The following is a 14,730-nucleotide window of genomic DNA, read 5'->3' as shown; positions in this document are numbered from 1 at the left end:
ACCTACGCCGCCGCCGTCGGCCGCGCGCAACTCGCCGCCGCCCGCGACCCGGCGGACCCCGGCACCGTCCGCCACGCCACCGGCACGGGGATCCGCGGCCTCATTCCCCTCCAGGCCGCCCTGATCGCCCGCACCGGCCGCGCCCCCGCCCTCGCCGGCGCCCTGCTCGCCGCCGGCCCTCTGGCCCGACTCGCCTCGAAGGTGGTGTCCCCCACGTGACAAGCCTCCGCTTCGGCTACGGCACCAACGGCTTCGCAAGCCACCGCCTCGACGACGCCCTCACCGTCATCGCCGGCCTCGGCTACGACGGCGTCGCCCTCACCGTCGACCACCCCCACCTCGACCCGTTCGCCCCCGCCCCCGAACTCGCCGCCCGCGTCGCCGCCATCCACCGCCGCCTCGACCAGCTCGGCCTCGCCGTCGTCATCGAGACCGGCGCCCGCTACGCCCTCGACCCCTGGCGCAAGCACCAGCCGAACCTCGTCTCCGCCTCCGCCGACGGCCGCGCCCGCCGCGTCGACCTCCTCCAGCGGGCCGTGCGCATCGCCGCCGACATGGGCGCCGAGGCCGTGTCCTTCTGGTCCGGCACCCCGCCGCAGGGCACCACCGCCGCCGACGGCTGGCGGCGCCTGCTCCCCGGCGTCACCGCCGTGCTGGAGGAGGCCGAGCGCCGCGGCGTGATCTGCGCGTTCGAGCCCGAGCCCGGCATGTTCGTCGACACCGTCGCCGCCGCGCTGGAGCTGCGCCGCCGCCTCGGCGAGCCCGAGTCGCTGCGCCTCACCCTCGACATCGGCCACTGCGTCTGCAACGAGCCCGCCACCATCCCCGAGACCGTCCGCGCCGCCGGGCCGCTCCTGGCCAACGTGCAGCTGGACGACATGCTGCCCGGCGTTCACGAGCACCTGGAGTTCGGCGAGGGCGAGGTGGACCTGCCCGCCGCCCTCGGCGCGCTCGTCGAGGCCGGCTACACCGGGCTCGCCGCCGTCGAGCTGCCCCGCCACAGCCACGCCGCGCCCGAGGTCGCCCGCCGCTCCCTCGCCGCGCTCCACGCCGCACTCGAAAAGCCGGGGCAACCGGGGGAGGCATCGTGACCCTCGACGCCGCCGCCCGCGAACGCCTGGCCCGCCTCGCCGACGAGGTCCGCGCCGACCCCTCCCGCATCGGCGTCCTCTTCCCCGCCGTCGCCCGCCGCGTCGCGCGCGGCCCCGCCGACCCCGCCGACCCCGACGGCCTGCTCACCCCCCGCCTGGAGGACGCCGCCCGCGTGGCCCTGCTGCGCGCCGCCGCCCCCGACACCGACGAGCTCGCCGCGCTCTACCGCTACGGCGACGCCGACGAGAAGCGCGCCGTGCTGCGCGCCCTGCCCGACCTGACGCTCGACCCCGCCGACGCCGCCGTCCCCCTTGTCGCCGACGCCCTGCGCACCAACGACCCGCGGCTGATCGCCGCCGCCCTCGGCCCGTACGCCGCCCGGCACCTGGACGCGCCCGCCTGGCGTCACGGCGTTCTCAAGTGCCTCTTCACCGACGTGCCGCTCGACGCCGTCGCCGGCCTGGCCGAGCGCGCCGCCACCGACCCCGAACTCGCCCGCATGGCGGCCGGCTTCCGCGACGAACGCCTCGCCGCCGGCCGGCCCGTGCCGCCGGACGTCCGCAGACTGCTGAAGGACTGAACCGATGCGCGTCTTCGACCCCCATATCCACATGACCTCCCGCACCACCGACGACTACGAGCGCATGTACGCCGCCGGGATCCGTGCCGTGACCGAGCCGTCGTTCTGGCTGGGCCAGCCCCGCACCAGCACCGGATCCTTCGTGGACTACTTCGACGGGCTGCTGGGCTGGGAGCGCTTCCGCGCCGCCCAGTTCGGCATACGCCACCACTGCACCATCGCGCTCAACCCCAAGGAGGCCAACGACCCGCGCTGCGCCGGCGTGCTCGACGTGCTGCCGCGCTACCTCGCCAAGGACGGCGTGGTGGCCGTCGGCGAGGTCGGCTTCGACGCCATGACGAGCGAGGAGGAGAAGGCGTTCGCCCACCAGCTCCAGCTCGCCCGCGAGCACGAGCTGCCCGTCCTCGTCCACACCCCGCACCGCGACAAGGCCGCCGGCACCCGCCGCAGCCTGGAGCTCGTCGCCGCCAGCGGCCTGCCCCCCGAGCTGGTCCTCATCGACCACCTCAACGAGACCACCGTCGGCATGGTCGCCGACTCCGGCTGCTGGATGGGCTTCTCCATCTACCCCGACACGAAGATGGACGAGCGGCGCATGGTCCGCATCCTCGCCGAGTACGGCCCGGACCGGATGATCGTCAACTCGGCCGCCGACTGGGGCCGCAGCGACCCGCTGAAGACCGTCAGCACCGGCCAGGCCATGCTGGCCCACGGCTTCCGGGAGAGCGACGTCGAGCACGTGCTGTGGGACAACCCGGTGGAGTTCTACGGCCAGAGCGGCCGCCTCCTCCTCGACGAGCTGCCCGCCGACGGGCCCGGCGCCGGGGGCGCGACCTTCGAGGGCAACTCCGTGCTGCGCGGGGAGCGGTGAGGCCACGCCATGCGCTTCACGCACCCCGACGGCAGCCTCGTCCACCTCGCCTACTGCACCAACGTCCACCCCACCCAGGACGTCGAGGCGCTCCTCGCCCAGCTCCGCTCCTTCGGCGCCGGGGTCCGCGCCCGCCTCGGCGTCGCCCGCCTCGGCCTCGGGCTGTGGCTGCCCGCGCCCGTCGCCGCCCGCCTCGCCGGCCGCGAGGGGCCCGGCGGCGTCGAACTGGCCCGCCTGAAGGCCACCCTCGACGACCTGGGCCTGGAGGTCGTCACCCTCAACGCCTTCCCCTACCAGGGCTTCCACGCCCCGCGCGTGAAGAAGGCCGTCTACCGCCCCGACTGGACCGAGCCCGCCCGCCTGGCGTACACCCTCGACTGCGCCCGCGTGCTGGCCCGGCTGCTGCCCGACGACGCCCGGCGCGGCAGCGTCTCCAGCCTGCCGCTGGGCTGGCGCGAGGGCTGGGGCGCCGAACGCCAGCGCCGCGCCCGCGCGCAGCTCGCCCGCCTCGCCGACGGGCTGGCCGCCGTCGAGGAGACGACCGGCCGCACCATCCGCGTCGGCCTCGAACCCGAGCCCGGCTGCACCGTGGAGACCATCGCCGACGCCGCCGAGCACCTGGCGGGACTCGACACGGAACGCGTCGGCGTCTGCCTGGACGCCTGCCACCTCGCCGTCGGCTTCGAGGAGCCCGCGCCCGCGCTGCGCCTCCTCGCCGAGGCCGGGCTGCCGGTCGTCAAGACGCAGGCCTCGGCCGCGCTCCACCTCGCCGACCCGGCCGACCCCGCCGCCCGCGCCGCGCTCGCGGCGTACGCCGAGGACCGCTTCCTCCACCAGGTGCGGGAGCTGAACGGGGGCGTGGCGGGCCGCGACGACCTGCCCGAGGCGTTGACCGGCCCGGACGCCCTGCCCGGCGACGGGCCGTGGCGGATCCACTTCCACGTGCCCCTCCACGAGCGGCCCGCCCCGCCCCTGGCCGCCACCCAGGAGCAGCTCGCCGCCACCCTCCGCGCGCTGTTCGGCGGCGACCACCCGCTCACCGACCACGTAGAGGCCGAGACCTACACCTGGTCGGTGCTGCCGGAGGAACGCCGCCCCGCCGACGAGGCGGGCCTGGCCGACGGCCTGGCCGCGGAGCTGCGCTGGGTCGCCGACCACCTGACCGCCACCGGCCTGAAGGAGCTGACATGACGGACACCAAGAAACTCCTCGTCCTCGACGTCGTCGGCCTCACCCCCCGTCTGATGGCGCACATGCCGCACCTGCGGGCGCTGGCCGCCGACGGCTGGCAGGCGCCGCTGAAGACCGTGCTGCCCGCCGTCACCTGCCCCGTCCAGTCCACCTTCCTCACCGGCGCCACCCCCCGCGACCACGGCATCGTCGGCAACGGCTGGTACTTCCGCGAGCTCGGCGAGGTCTTCCTGTGGCGGCAGCACAACCGCCTCGTGGCGGGCGAGAAGGTGTGGGAGACCGCCCGCCGCGCCCGCCCCGGCTACCGCGTCGCCAACGTCTGCTGGTGGTACGCCATGGGCGCCACCACCGACTACACGGTGACCCCGCGGCCCGTCTACCACGCCGACGGCCGCAAGTCCCCCGACTGCTACGCCCGGCCGCCCGCCCTCCACGACGAGCTGACCGCCACCCTCGGCCCCTTCCCCCTCTTCCAGTACTGGGGCCCGACCGCCTCGATCCGCTCCAGCGAGTGGATCGTCGCCGCCACCCGCCGCCTCATGCCCCGCGCCGACCTGACCCTCGCCTACGTCCCGCACCTGGACTACGACCTTCAGCGCTTCGGCCCCGACAGCCCGCAGGCCGCGATCGCCGCCCGCCAGGTGGACGCCGCCCTCGCGCCGCTGCTGGCCGACGCCCGCGAGCGCGACGTGACCGTGCTGGTGCTGAGCGAGTACGGCATCACGCCCGCGTCCCGCCCCGTCCACCTCAACCGGGCGCTGCGCAGCGCCGGGCTGCTGGAGGTCTACACCCAGCACGGCATGGAGTACCTCGACCCGTGGACCTCGCGGGCCTTCGCCGTCGCCGACCACCAGGTGGCCCACGTCTACGTGGCCGACCCCGCCGACGTCCCGGCCGTGGCCAAGCTGGCCGCCGAGCTGCCCGGCGTCGACCTGGTCCTGGACCGCGAGGCCCAGCGCGAGCACGGCCTGGACCACGAGCGCTCCGGCGAGCTGGTCCTCGTCGCCTCTCCCGGCGCCTGGTTCACCTACTACTACTGGCTCGACGACGGCCGCGCCCCCGACTTCGCGCGGGGAGTGGAGATCCACCGCAAGCCCGGCTACGACCCCGCCGAGCTGTTCCTCGACCCCGCCGACCCGCGCGGCGCCAAGCTGCGCGCCGGCCTCGGCCTCGCCCGTAAGAAGCTCGGCCTTCGCTACGCCATGAACGTGGTGCCGCTCGACGGGCGCTGGGTGCGCGGCACCCACGGCCGGCTGCCCGACGACCCGGAGGACGGCCCGGTGGCGCTGTGCTCCGACCGGGCGAGCGCCCGGGACGGCCTCGCCGCCACCGACGTCCGCGACCTCATGCTCGATCTCGCCCGACTGAATATCGACGTTCAACGCTAAGGAGCCTCAACGATGAGCCGACCCATCACCCTCTTCACCGGCCAGTGGGCCGACATGCCGCTGGACGAGCTGGCCCGGCTGGCCGCCGAATGGGGATACGACGGCCTGGAGCTCGCCTGCTGGGGCGACCATCTGGACGTGGTCCGCGCCGCCGAGGACGACGCGTACCTCCGCTCCCGTCACGACATCCTGGAGAAGCACGGCCTGAAGCTCTTCGCCATCTCCAACCACCTCGCCGGCCAGGCCGTCTGCGACGACCCCATCGACCACCGCCACCAGGCCATCCTGAACGAGCGGGTGTGGGGCGACGGCGAGCCCGAGGGCGTACGCCGGCGGGCGGCCGAGGAGATGAAGGCCACCGCCCGCGCCGCCGCGCGCCTCGGCGTCAACACCGTCATCGGCTTCACCGGCTCGGCGATCTGGAAGTACGTGGCGATGTTCCCGCCCGTCTCGCAGGGCGTGATCGACGCCGGGTACCAGGACTTCGCCGACCGCTGGAACCCCATCCTCGACGTCTTCGACGCCGAGGGCGTCCGCTTCGCGCACGAGGTGCACCCCTCGGAGATCGCCTACGACTACTGGACCACCGTCCGCACGCTCGAAGCCATCGGCCACCGCCCCGCCTTCGGCCTCAACTGGGACCCCAGCCACATGGTGTGGCAGGACATCGACCCCGCCGCCTTCCTGTGGGACTTCCGCGAGCGGATCTACCACGTGGACTGCAAGGACACCAAGCTGCGCACCGGCGGCGGCCGCCACGGCCGCCTCGGCTCCCACCTGGCCTGGGCCGACGCCCGCCGCGGCTGGGACTTCGTCTCCACCGGCCGCGGCGACGTGCCGTGGGAGGAGTGCTTCCGTGTCCTGAACGCCATCGGCTACGACGGCCCCGTCTCGGTGGAGTGGGAGGACGCGGGCATGGACCGCCTGCGCGGCGCCGCCGAGGCCGTCCGCTTCGTCCGCGACAACCTCTTCGACGCCCCGGAGGCGGCGTTCGACGCGGCCTTCACCCAGTAGCCGGCGTCCCGACGGCTCTCGGTCCCCGCCCCCCGGCCCCGTCCGCCCGGGGGGCGGCTCGCTTCGCCCCTTCGAGCTGTACCCTTTCGGGCGAATTCATCGGCGCCCTGCCCGCCACATGCCACCGTCCTCGTCCTCGGGCCGGAGCTCCACCTGAATGCGGTGGGTGGTGTCCCGGGCGGCGCCGCCGCCCACCTCGGCGGTCAGCACGCCGATGCGCAGGCCCGCGCGGCCGTCGCCGGTCCGGTGGAGCTGAACGGCGAACTCCAGGCTGACCTGCTGCACCGCGAACCGCAGCGGCGTCCCCTCGCCGTCCTCCCGCGCCTGCGTCAGCTCCTGCCGCACCTGGCGAATCACCTCCGCCAGGCCGACGAAGTCCTCACCCTCCATGTCGCTGCCCTCCCATGCGCAGGACCCTAGGGCATGCCGGGGCGCGCCGGTATGCTGCGCGACATGGGGGACGGAGCCGACAATATTCCCAACGCGCTTGAACAGCCGCAGAGTTGGCTGCTGCGCATCCGCTCTGCCGACGGCCGGGTGCTGGGCGCCGGCGTGCTGCTCGACACGGACATGGTGCTGACCTGCGCCCACGTGCTGGGCAGTCCCGAACGCCGGGTCCAGGTCGATCTCGTCGGCGTGGACGGCGCCGAGGGCATCCCCGCCACCGTGGCCGAGGGAGGCTGGGTGGAGGACACCGACAACCGGCTCTCGGGCGCCGTCGGTGACCTGGCCCTGCTGCTGCCGGAGCGGCCCCTGCCCGCCGGGTGCGTCACGCCCCTGCACCGGCAGCCCCCGATTCCGGGCCGTCCCGTGCTGATGCACGGCTTCCCGGAGGAGGTCGACGCCGGGCTCCCGTTGCAAGGGCGGGTGCTCGGGCGCAGCGGCGGCGAGGGCCGGGTGGCGATCGCCCCCGTGACGCCGGGCGAGGTGGTGTGGGAGGGCTTCAGCGGAGCGGGGGTGATCGACCTTCACACCGGGCACGTCATCGGCATCGTGGTCGGCAGGCTCCACGGCAGGGATCCCGTCCGGTACTCCCTCATGATCCCGACCGGCACGGTGCTGAGGCATCTTGGCCACCTGGACCGGGTCCGCACGTCCGTGCGCGGCCGGGGCACCGTTTCCCGGGGCATGGTGTCCGAGGCCGTGCCGCGGGCCGAAGACGCGTCGTTCGCCGCCGAGCTGGCCGAGTGGCTCCGGGGCGACGACCACGTTCCCGCCATCCAGGCCGTGCTGGTCGGCCCCGCCGACGAGGCCAGGGCGGGCACCCTGAGCCGGGCCGTCACCCTCGCGCACCGGGAGCTCTCCGCCGAGAAGCGCGACCGGCTCGTGGCGGGCTCCCCCGCCCGGACCGTGCCGCCGGTCGGCTCCCTCGACGTCGCCATCGACGTCACCCGCGACACCGCGGAGCAGGCCACCGAGCGCATCCTGGGCGCGGCGGGCCCTCACCGCGACCGGCCGTTCGCCGAACGGCTGCGGCGCGCGGGGCCGTTGCGGCTCACCATCGTGCTCAACGGCGTGGACCGGGCCCGCGACCCCCAGGGGATCGCGGCGTTGCTGAACCTCCTCGCCGAGCAGGACAGCCGCCTGCTGCTCGTCTTCCACGCCGCCGGCGAAGCCGCCCGCGCCGACGCCGTGGCCACCGCCCGCTTCCGCGCCCGGCTGGGGGGCCTCGCCCGGCAGCTGGAGCGGACCATCGGCCGGGGATACGACCTCTCCGACCTGCGCGTCCTGGTCACCCCCGGGCGCGATCCCGACGGCGCCGAGCGCATCAAGCGGGCGAGCAGCGAGCTCTCCCTCGTCTACGGCGTCCGGGCCCGCCTGGACGCGCTGCGCCGCGCCGGCGCGGCCCGCCGGGACGACGTGCTGGCCGAGCTCTCCGAGACCAACGCCGCGGCGCGCGTTCGCATCGACCGGGCGGTCGACCTCCTCACCGAGCGCCGCGCCCGCCGCGACGTGTTACGTGGCCGCCTGGAGGCGCAGCGGGCCAGGGCGCGGGAGCTGACCGAGCCCGAGCGGGACCCGGAGCTGTCGGACCTCTACATCGCGGCGCACGACCTGCTGTGGCGCGCGCCGTGCGATGTGGAGGAGGCCGAGGAGGCGGTGCGCGCCTACCAGGAGGCGCTGAACCACCGTGCGGGCGGCGGGAGGGGACCGGGGCGATGAGGTACTGCCTGCGCCCCGACTGCCCCGGCCAGGGCGGCGGGATCATCGACCGCTGGGACTTCTGCGACCACTGCCACCGCCGCCCGCTGCCCGAAGGCCCCGAAGGCCGGGCCCGCGGCGCCCCCGAACCTGCGCCTGGCCCGCCCGCCGTCCCCCCGGCGCCGGAACGCGAGGTGCCGCCGAGCCGGCCGCCCCGGACGCCCCACCCGCCTTCCCCCCCAACCGCGGCGGAGGGCTCCTGGGACGACGAGCTGACCCTCCCGGAGATCTCCGCGCCGCAGCTGACCGAGCTGATCGTGAAGGACCCCCGTCCGCCCACGGGGGGCCGCCCGTGCCGCGTCTGCAAGAAGACCGTCGGCATCGGATTCGGCGGCCGGCCCGCTCGCCCGAAGGGCTTCTGCCCCTACTGCTCCACCCCGTTCTCCTTCGAGCTGAAGCTGCGCCCCGGAGACCGGATCGGCGGCCAGTACGAGGTGGTCGGCTGCCGCGCCCTGGGCGGCCAGGGCTGGATCTACCTGGCCGGGGACCTGGAACTCGGCCGTGACGTGGTCCTCAAGAGCGTGATCGACCCTCAGGACTCGACCCAGCTGAAGATGGCCAGGGCCGAACGCCGTTTCCTCACCGAGCTGGATCACCACCCCGACATCGTCGGCATCTACAACAGCGTCCGGTGGGGCGGCACCGAGTACATCGTGATGGAGTACGTGGCCGGGCGCACCCTGGGCGACCTGCTCGACCCCGCCCGGCAGCGGGAGTGGCTCGGCGGCCCGCTCCAGCTGGAGCACGTCGTCGTCTACGGCTGCCGGATCCTCGACGCCCTGAGCTACCTTCACGGCCGCAAGCTGCTCTACTGCGACATGTCACCGGACAACGTGATGCACGCCGGGCGCCAGCTCAAGATCATCGACCTGGGCGGCATGCGCGGGATCAGGGACGACGACTCGCCTGGCGTCCGCAAACCCCACTACCTGCCGGACGAGGAACTGCGCCGCCATCCCGGCCTCGGGTTCTGCGTGCTGACCGACCTGTTCACCGTGGCCCGCACCCTCGCCGAGCTGGCGAACAGCGCTGAGCCCGCACCGCAGCCCGCCCAGGAGTCCTTTGGCGCCGTGATCGCGCGGGCCACCTCCGACCACCTCGCGGCGCGCTTCACCACCGCCGCGGGCATGGCACGGCAGCTGCGCGGCGTTCTGCGCGAGATCCGCGCCCTCGCCAAGGGCCGGCAGCACACAGGCCAGTCCCTCCTCTTCTCCCCCCTCACCGCCCTGCTCGACGGGGGGTGGCGGGGAGCCGGCAGGGGCGGCAGGCCGGGCGGGGGTCTGGGCGCGCTCCAACCCGCGCGGTACCGGCTGCTGCGGCCGGGACCGGAGGGGCCGGAGCTCGACCTGCGCCCGCCGGCCCCCGAGTGGGTCGCCAGGCGCCTGCCCTTCCCCGTCCCTCACCCGGACGACGAGGCCGCCGCCACGGAGCTGCGGACCTGCCACGACCTCCTGGTCCACGGCGGCTTCGACGACGCCAGGGCCAGTCTGCGCGAGGCGTGCCACCGGCTCGGCGAGGACGACGCCCGGCACGACTGGCGCGTCGCCTGGGCCTGCGGCGTGCTGTCGCTGACCGGAACCGGCGACGCCCCCGCGGAGCCGGTGGGCGACCCGACCGAGGACCCGGCCGCCCTGCGTGAGCTGCTGACCGCCGGTCCGGTGCTCTCCCACGCGCGACCCTGGTTCGAGGCCGTCCGCCGCGCCCTGCCCGGCGAGCCCGCTGCGAAGCTCGCGCTGGCCTACTGCGTCGAGCGCGACTACCACCATGGAACGGACCAGGCGGCCCGCTCGGCCGACCTGGAGCGGGCCCGGCGCCTGTACGAGGCGGTGTGGCGGCGGGACAACGCCGACGGCAGCGCCGCCTTCGGCCTGGCCCGGCTTCGTCTTGCCGAGGGCAGGCGGGACGACGCGCTCACGGTGCTGGACGGCGTCTCCCGGCATCGTTCGCCGCACCACCGGGCCGCGCGCATCGCCGCCGCCCGCGTTCAGGCCGCGTGGCTGCCGGGCCATCCTCCCGACGCCGGGCACTTCGAGCTCCTCCGGCGCCGGATCGACCGGGACCGGGACGCGGCGCCGCGGGACGGCTGGCCGCCGGAGGGCGACGAACTCCTGCTGCTGGCGGCGGAGATCCGGGAGTCCGCGCTGTGCTGGGCCGAGCGGGAGGGGCACGTCTGGCCGCCCGAGAGCCTGGGCCGCGGGGAGCTGTTCGGCGATCCGCCTACCGAGAAGCGCCTGCGGGAGCTTCAGGAGGACGCCCTCCGGCAGCTGGCGGTGCGGGCGGGGAGCGCCGAGGAGCACAACGACCTGATCGACCGGGCCTACGAGATACGCCCCGAGAGCCCCCGCTGACACGCCGAGGACGCGTCGAGGACGCGAAGGAGAGAAGGGAGAGGCGGACCATGCCGGAGAAGGGCCGGCCCGCGAAGGAGTGGCACGGCGCCTCGGGCGGCGGTGCCGGCGTCGTCCTGCAGGTGTCGCAGGCCAGGGAGAAGATCGTCGGCGCGGCGTCGGAGGGGATCCACTCGCATCTGGAGGTCCGCACCCAGGGCCTGCGGCTCGACCCCGGCGCACCGGAGGCGGCGCCGGACGCGGCCGAGGTGATCGTCATCGACTGCTCCGACTCCATGCGCGAGCCGAGTTCGAAGATCGAGGCGGCCCGGGAGGCGGCCACCCGCGCGGTCGTCACCCTGCGCCACGGCACCCGGTTCGCCGTCGTCCAGGGCACCCACCGCCCGACCATGGTCCACCCCCGGGACGAGGGGCTGGTCAGGGCCGACCCCGACACCGTCGCCCGCGCCACGGACCGCATCCGCCGCCTCTACGCCGAGGGCGGCACCGCCATCGGCACCTGGCTCGCCCAGGTCCGCCGCCTGCTCGCGGACTGCCCCGCCGAGATCCGGCACGCCATGCTCCTCACCGACGGCAGGAACGAGCACCACCCCGAGCAGCTGCCGGCCGAACTCGACGCCTGCGAAGGGCTGTTCACCTGCGACGCCTGGGGAATCGGCCACGACTACGACCGGCGGGAGCTCATGATGATCGCGGACCGGCTGCACGGCAGCGCGGACATCGTGGTCGACGAGGCCGACCTGGCCGCGAAGTTCGAGGAGACGATGCGCGCGTCCATGGCGCGGAGCATCGCCACCCTTCCGATCCGCATCACCCTCACGCTGCCCGGCACCCGCCTTCGCTACCTGAAGCAGACCTACCCCAGGGAGCGCGACCTCACGGGCGACGGCAGGCCGGTGGACAAGGGGCTGCGCGTCGTGGAGTTCCCCACGCAGGCGTGGGCCGGCGACGAGCTGCGCGAGTACCACCTGTGCCTGGACGCCGACCCCACGGGTCAGGCCCACGGGGAGGACCTGCGGCTGGCCATGGCCGAGGTGATCACCCCACCGGGCATGGGTCCCGCCCCCGAGGCGGTGCCCCTCGTCGTGCGCTGGCTGCCCGGCCGGCGCCCGTCCACCGAGCACGTCAGCCGCGCCAGCCTGCACCGCAGCCTCTACATGCGGCTGGGAGAAGCCGTCGCGAAGGGCTGCGACGCCTACGAGGGCGGGGAGCCAGCCGCTGCCGAGGCCGCCTTTCGCCGGGCCACCGAGCTCGCCCAGGGGCTCGGCGACGAGGGGATGCTGGACATGCTGGCGGGCTTCATGGACCTCGACCCTCCGGGGAAGGACGGGCCGAGGCTGAAGGAGGACTTCGATCCGCGCCTCCTGGACCGCATCTGGCTGCGGCGCCGCCACACCACGCCCCACACCGAACCCGGCACCGGACCGGCCACCGGAGCGGACACGGCCGCCACGGGCTCGCTGCGCACCTGCCCGGTGTGCGAGGAACTGTCGCCGTCGGACGCCCGATACTGCTATGGGTGCCGCAGGGAGTTCGCGGCATGAGCACCACACGCCGTTGGCTGGTCCGCCGCACGGTGGCGCTGCTGGCCCTGACCGCGACGACCGCGGCCACGCTCCTGGCCGCCTATGGCGGTGTGCACCGTCACGTCGAGCCGCTGCGCACCCAGATCTCGCCCGCCATCCTTGAGGTGACCGCCGCCAGAAAGGCGCTGTTCGCGGCCCACGGCGTGGCGACCACCACGCTGGAGTCCTCGAACTTCGAGCTGGTGGGCACGGGCGGCACCTATCGCACCCAGATCGCGGTGGCCAACCAGAGCCTGTCGCGGGCGGCCGAGGCGGGCGTGGCGGGGGAGTCCGGGCTGCGCCAGCTCCAGACCGTCGCCGGGCTCATCGTCGCCTACAGCGGATGGATCGAGCAGGCCGACCGGTCACGGAACGCTTCCGCGCTGCGCGATGCCTACCTCTTCTACGCCCAGGACACGCTGGACGGCATAGAAAACCTGCTCACCAGGGAGATTCAGGAACTCCAGAAGGAGGAGCTCGCCCGGCAGGCATCGCCCACGTGGCTCGTCTGGTCGGCGCTGGGCCTGGCGGCCCTGCTCGTGGGCCTGTGCGTCGCGCTCGCGGCGCTCCCGCGCGCGAACCCGGCGTCCCTGCCCTCCCTGTGGGCACGCCTCCGCCGCCGCGGCCGGCCGCGGCGCCGCGTCGTCAGGGCGTTCGCGATCGCGCTCGCACCACTGGCGCTGTGGCTGGCCGCCCAGGTGCCGCCCTGGTGGCTCGTCTGGTCGGCGTGGCTGGCAGGGGCGCTGCTGTGCGCCGCGCTCACCGCGCTCCTGCTGAGCACCCAGTCCGCGCTGCGGCGACGCTTCCGCCGCCGCCGCAACCCGCCCCTGCTCGCCGCCTGCGGGGTCCTCGTGGCCAGCCTCCTGCTGCTCGGCGGGTTGACCGCGTGGACCGTGCGTGACATGAGCCGGTCCCAGGGGCAGCTGACGGAGACCATCGAGGTCACCGAGGTCAGCGACGACGCGCCGTCCGTTCCCCGCACCTCGCGGGAGGTCAACGCGAGGCTGCGCTTGCCCGACTGGTGGGTCGTCCCCACCGCGTGGAGCTGGCTCGCCGGGCCGGCGGTCGGCGGCCTGGTGCTGTGGGGGATGCTGCCACGCATCCTCGAATACCGGTATCAGGGGAGGTGGACCCGGTGAACACGGCGGGATGGCGGGCCATCGCGAGTCTCGCGGGGATGCTGCTCGCCCTGGCCGTGCTGACCGAGGCGCTGTGGAGCGTGCCCCCCGACGCCCGGGGCGACACCGTCACCGTGCTCGCCAACTGGACGGACGGCGAGGAGAGGGCGTTCCGGAAGGTGCTGGAGGAGTTCGAGGACGAGACCGGCATCGAGGTCGACTACCAGGGCACCAGGGCCGTGCACGAGGTGCTGCTCGCCCAGGTCCAGTCGGGATCGCCGCCGGACGTCGCCATCCTCTCCAGCCTCGGCGAGCTCGTCGAACACCGGGAGCGCGGCGAGCTGTTCGCGCTGGACGAGAACCTCCAGGATCCCGGGGTGCTCGAGGCGTACGGCGAGCCGTGGATTCCCGAGCTGGCGGGGCGGCGCTGGTGGGTCCCGGTCAGGGCCGAGCTCAAGAGCATGATCTGGTACGACACGCAGCGATACGGCGCCACCGACCTCCCCGGGCTGACGGGCGACGACGACAACTGGTGCGCCGGTCTGGGCTCGGGCGCCACCTCGGGCTGGACCGGCACCGACTGGGTGGAGGACCTGCTGCTCCAGCAGTCGGGCCCCGAGGTCTACGAGGCGTGGGCGACCGGCAGGCCGGACAGCTGGACCTCGCCGCAGATGCGGCAGGCGTGGGAGAGCTGGCGCGAACTCCTCACCGGGGCCGGCTCCGACCGGGCGGACGAGGCCCTGACCACCGACTGGAACGAGGCCGCCGGCCAGCTCTTCCAGCAGCCCCCGGGGTGCGCGCTGAACCACATGGGCTCGGTCAGCCGGGGCGAGTACGCCCGGGTGGCGGGCTCCGGCGCCCCCCCGGAGCCGGGTTTCCTGCACTCTGCCCGACTCCTCCCGCACGTCCCGCACGCCTGGGACCACACCACGGCGTGGGAGGTCTCGGGCGACTTCGCGGCGATGTTCCGCAAGAGCCCGGAAGCCGCGGAGCTGATCCAGTTCCTGGCATCGCCCGGGGCGCAGCGGGCGTGGGCCGAGGAGGCACCCGACGAGGCGGCGCCGCCGCTGTCCGCCCACGGCCACGTGGCCGCCGACCCGGTCGGCGACACGGTCACCCGGCGGCTCAACAACACCCTCCTCCGCGAGGAGCCGCGGTGCCTGGACGCCTCCGACGCGATGCCGCCGACCATGCGCGACGCCTTCCACCAGGCCGTGATCAGCTTCCTCGCCCCGCCCGGGGAGGACCCCACCCAGCCTGACCTGGACGCATTGCTGAAGCAGCTGGAGGAGATACGCGGGCAGCTGAAGAGTGAGGAGACCCCCTGGCTCGGCTCGGTCTGCGGTTCCGCCGGCTGAGGG

Annotated in this window: 12 protein-coding genes and 1 pseudogene; 12 read left to right on the top strand and 1 reads right to left on the bottom strand. The window is 74.7% G+C overall.

Going from position 1 to position 14,730, the window contains the following annotated elements:
- The 7 genes and pseudogenes from ACTWQH_RS31635 to ACTWQH_RS31605 all read left to right on the top strand — a co-directional run.
- Window positions 1-219 (top strand): annotated as a pseudogene (locus ACTWQH_RS31635) (SCO3242 family prenyltransferase); the annotation flags it as partial.
- Window positions 216-1,091 carry a sugar phosphate isomerase/epimerase family protein gene (locus ACTWQH_RS31630; RefSeq protein WP_443290256.1) on the top strand — a complete coding sequence of 292 codons (876 nt, stop codon included), beginning with the start codon at window positions 216-218 and terminating at the stop codon, window positions 1,089-1,091. The pseudogene ACTWQH_RS31635 and the gene ACTWQH_RS31630, both read left to right, overlap by 4 nt.
- Window positions 1,088-1,672: an EboA domain-containing protein gene (locus tag ACTWQH_RS31625; RefSeq protein WP_443290255.1), complete on the top strand. Its 585-nt coding sequence runs from the start codon at window positions 1,088-1,090 to the stop codon at window positions 1,670-1,672. The genes ACTWQH_RS31630 and ACTWQH_RS31625 overlap by 4 nt, the downstream gene beginning before the upstream one ends.
- 4 nt (window positions 1,673-1,676) lie before the next feature.
- Window positions 1,677-2,543 carry a TatD family hydrolase gene (locus ACTWQH_RS31620; protein WP_443290254.1) on the top strand — a complete coding sequence of 289 codons (867 nt, stop codon included), beginning with the start codon at window positions 1,677-1,679 and terminating at the stop codon, window positions 2,541-2,543.
- A 9-nt stretch (window positions 2,544-2,552) separates the two neighbouring features.
- Window positions 2,553-3,734, top strand: a complete 1,182-nt coding sequence (gene eboE, locus ACTWQH_RS31615) for a metabolite traffic protein EboE (protein WP_443290253.1) — start codon at window positions 2,553-2,555, stop codon at window positions 3,732-3,734.
- Complete coding sequence (locus ACTWQH_RS31610) at window positions 3,731-5,122, top strand: nucleotide pyrophosphatase/phosphodiesterase family protein (RefSeq protein WP_443290252.1); 1,392 nt, start codon at window positions 3,731-3,733, stop codon at window positions 5,120-5,122. The genes eboE and ACTWQH_RS31610 overlap by 4 nt, the downstream gene beginning before the upstream one ends.
- A gap of 12 nt (window positions 5,123-5,134) precedes the next feature.
- On the top strand, window positions 5,135-6,136 hold the full coding sequence (locus ACTWQH_RS31605; RefSeq protein WP_443290251.1) for a sugar phosphate isomerase/epimerase family protein: 1,002 nt from the start codon (window positions 5,135-5,137) through the stop codon (window positions 6,134-6,136).
- Window positions 6,137-6,232: 96 nt separating this feature from the next.
- Here ACTWQH_RS31605 and ACTWQH_RS31600 read toward each other — a convergent pair whose 3' ends face one another.
- A complete protein-coding gene (locus ACTWQH_RS31600) occupies window positions 6,233-6,526 on the bottom strand; it encodes a trypco2 family protein (protein WP_443290250.1) in 294 nt (97 codons plus the stop codon).
- Window positions 6,527-6,589: 63 nt separating this feature from the next.
- Between ACTWQH_RS31600 and ACTWQH_RS31595 the strand changes: the two genes are divergently transcribed.
- Genes ACTWQH_RS31595 through ACTWQH_RS31575 form a run of 5 tightly spaced genes read left to right on the top strand, consistent with a single transcriptional unit; the run spans window position 6,590 to window position 14,727 of the window.
- Window positions 6,590-8,299, top strand: coding sequence for a trypsin-like peptidase domain-containing protein (locus ACTWQH_RS31595; RefSeq protein WP_443290249.1), 1,710 nt, complete (start codon window positions 6,590-6,592; stop codon window positions 8,297-8,299).
- Complete coding sequence (locus ACTWQH_RS31590; protein WP_443290248.1) at window positions 8,296-10,686, top strand: tetratricopeptide repeat protein; 2,391 nt, start codon at window positions 8,296-8,298, stop codon at window positions 10,684-10,686. Before ACTWQH_RS31595 ends, ACTWQH_RS31590 begins: the two co-directional genes overlap by 4 nt.
- A 50-nt stretch (window positions 10,687-10,736) precedes the next feature.
- Window positions 10,737-12,230, top strand: a complete 1,494-nt coding sequence (locus ACTWQH_RS31585; protein WP_443290247.1) for a VWA domain-containing protein — start codon at window positions 10,737-10,739, stop codon at window positions 12,228-12,230.
- The gene (locus ACTWQH_RS31580; protein ID WP_443290246.1) at window positions 12,227-13,390 is read left to right on the top strand and encodes a hypothetical protein; all 1,164 of its coding nucleotides are present in this window, start codon (window positions 12,227-12,229) and stop codon (window positions 13,388-13,390) included. Before ACTWQH_RS31585 ends, ACTWQH_RS31580 begins: the two co-directional genes overlap by 4 nt.
- The gene (locus tag ACTWQH_RS31575) at window positions 13,387-14,727 is read left to right on the top strand and encodes an ABC transporter substrate-binding protein (protein WP_443290245.1); all 1,341 of its coding nucleotides are present in this window, start codon (window positions 13,387-13,389) and stop codon (window positions 14,725-14,727) included. The genes ACTWQH_RS31580 and ACTWQH_RS31575 overlap by 4 nt, the downstream gene beginning before the upstream one ends.
- The last annotated feature ends 3 nt before the right edge of the window (window positions 14,728-14,730 follow it).

It is taken from the genome of Streptomyces sp. 6N223, assembly GCF_052246635.1.
Lineage (GTDB): Bacteria > Actinomycetota > Actinomycetes > Streptomycetales > Streptomycetaceae > Streptomyces.
The sequence above is the reverse complement of the archived record's forward strand: the minus strand, read 5'-3'. Positions and strand labels throughout refer to the sequence as shown.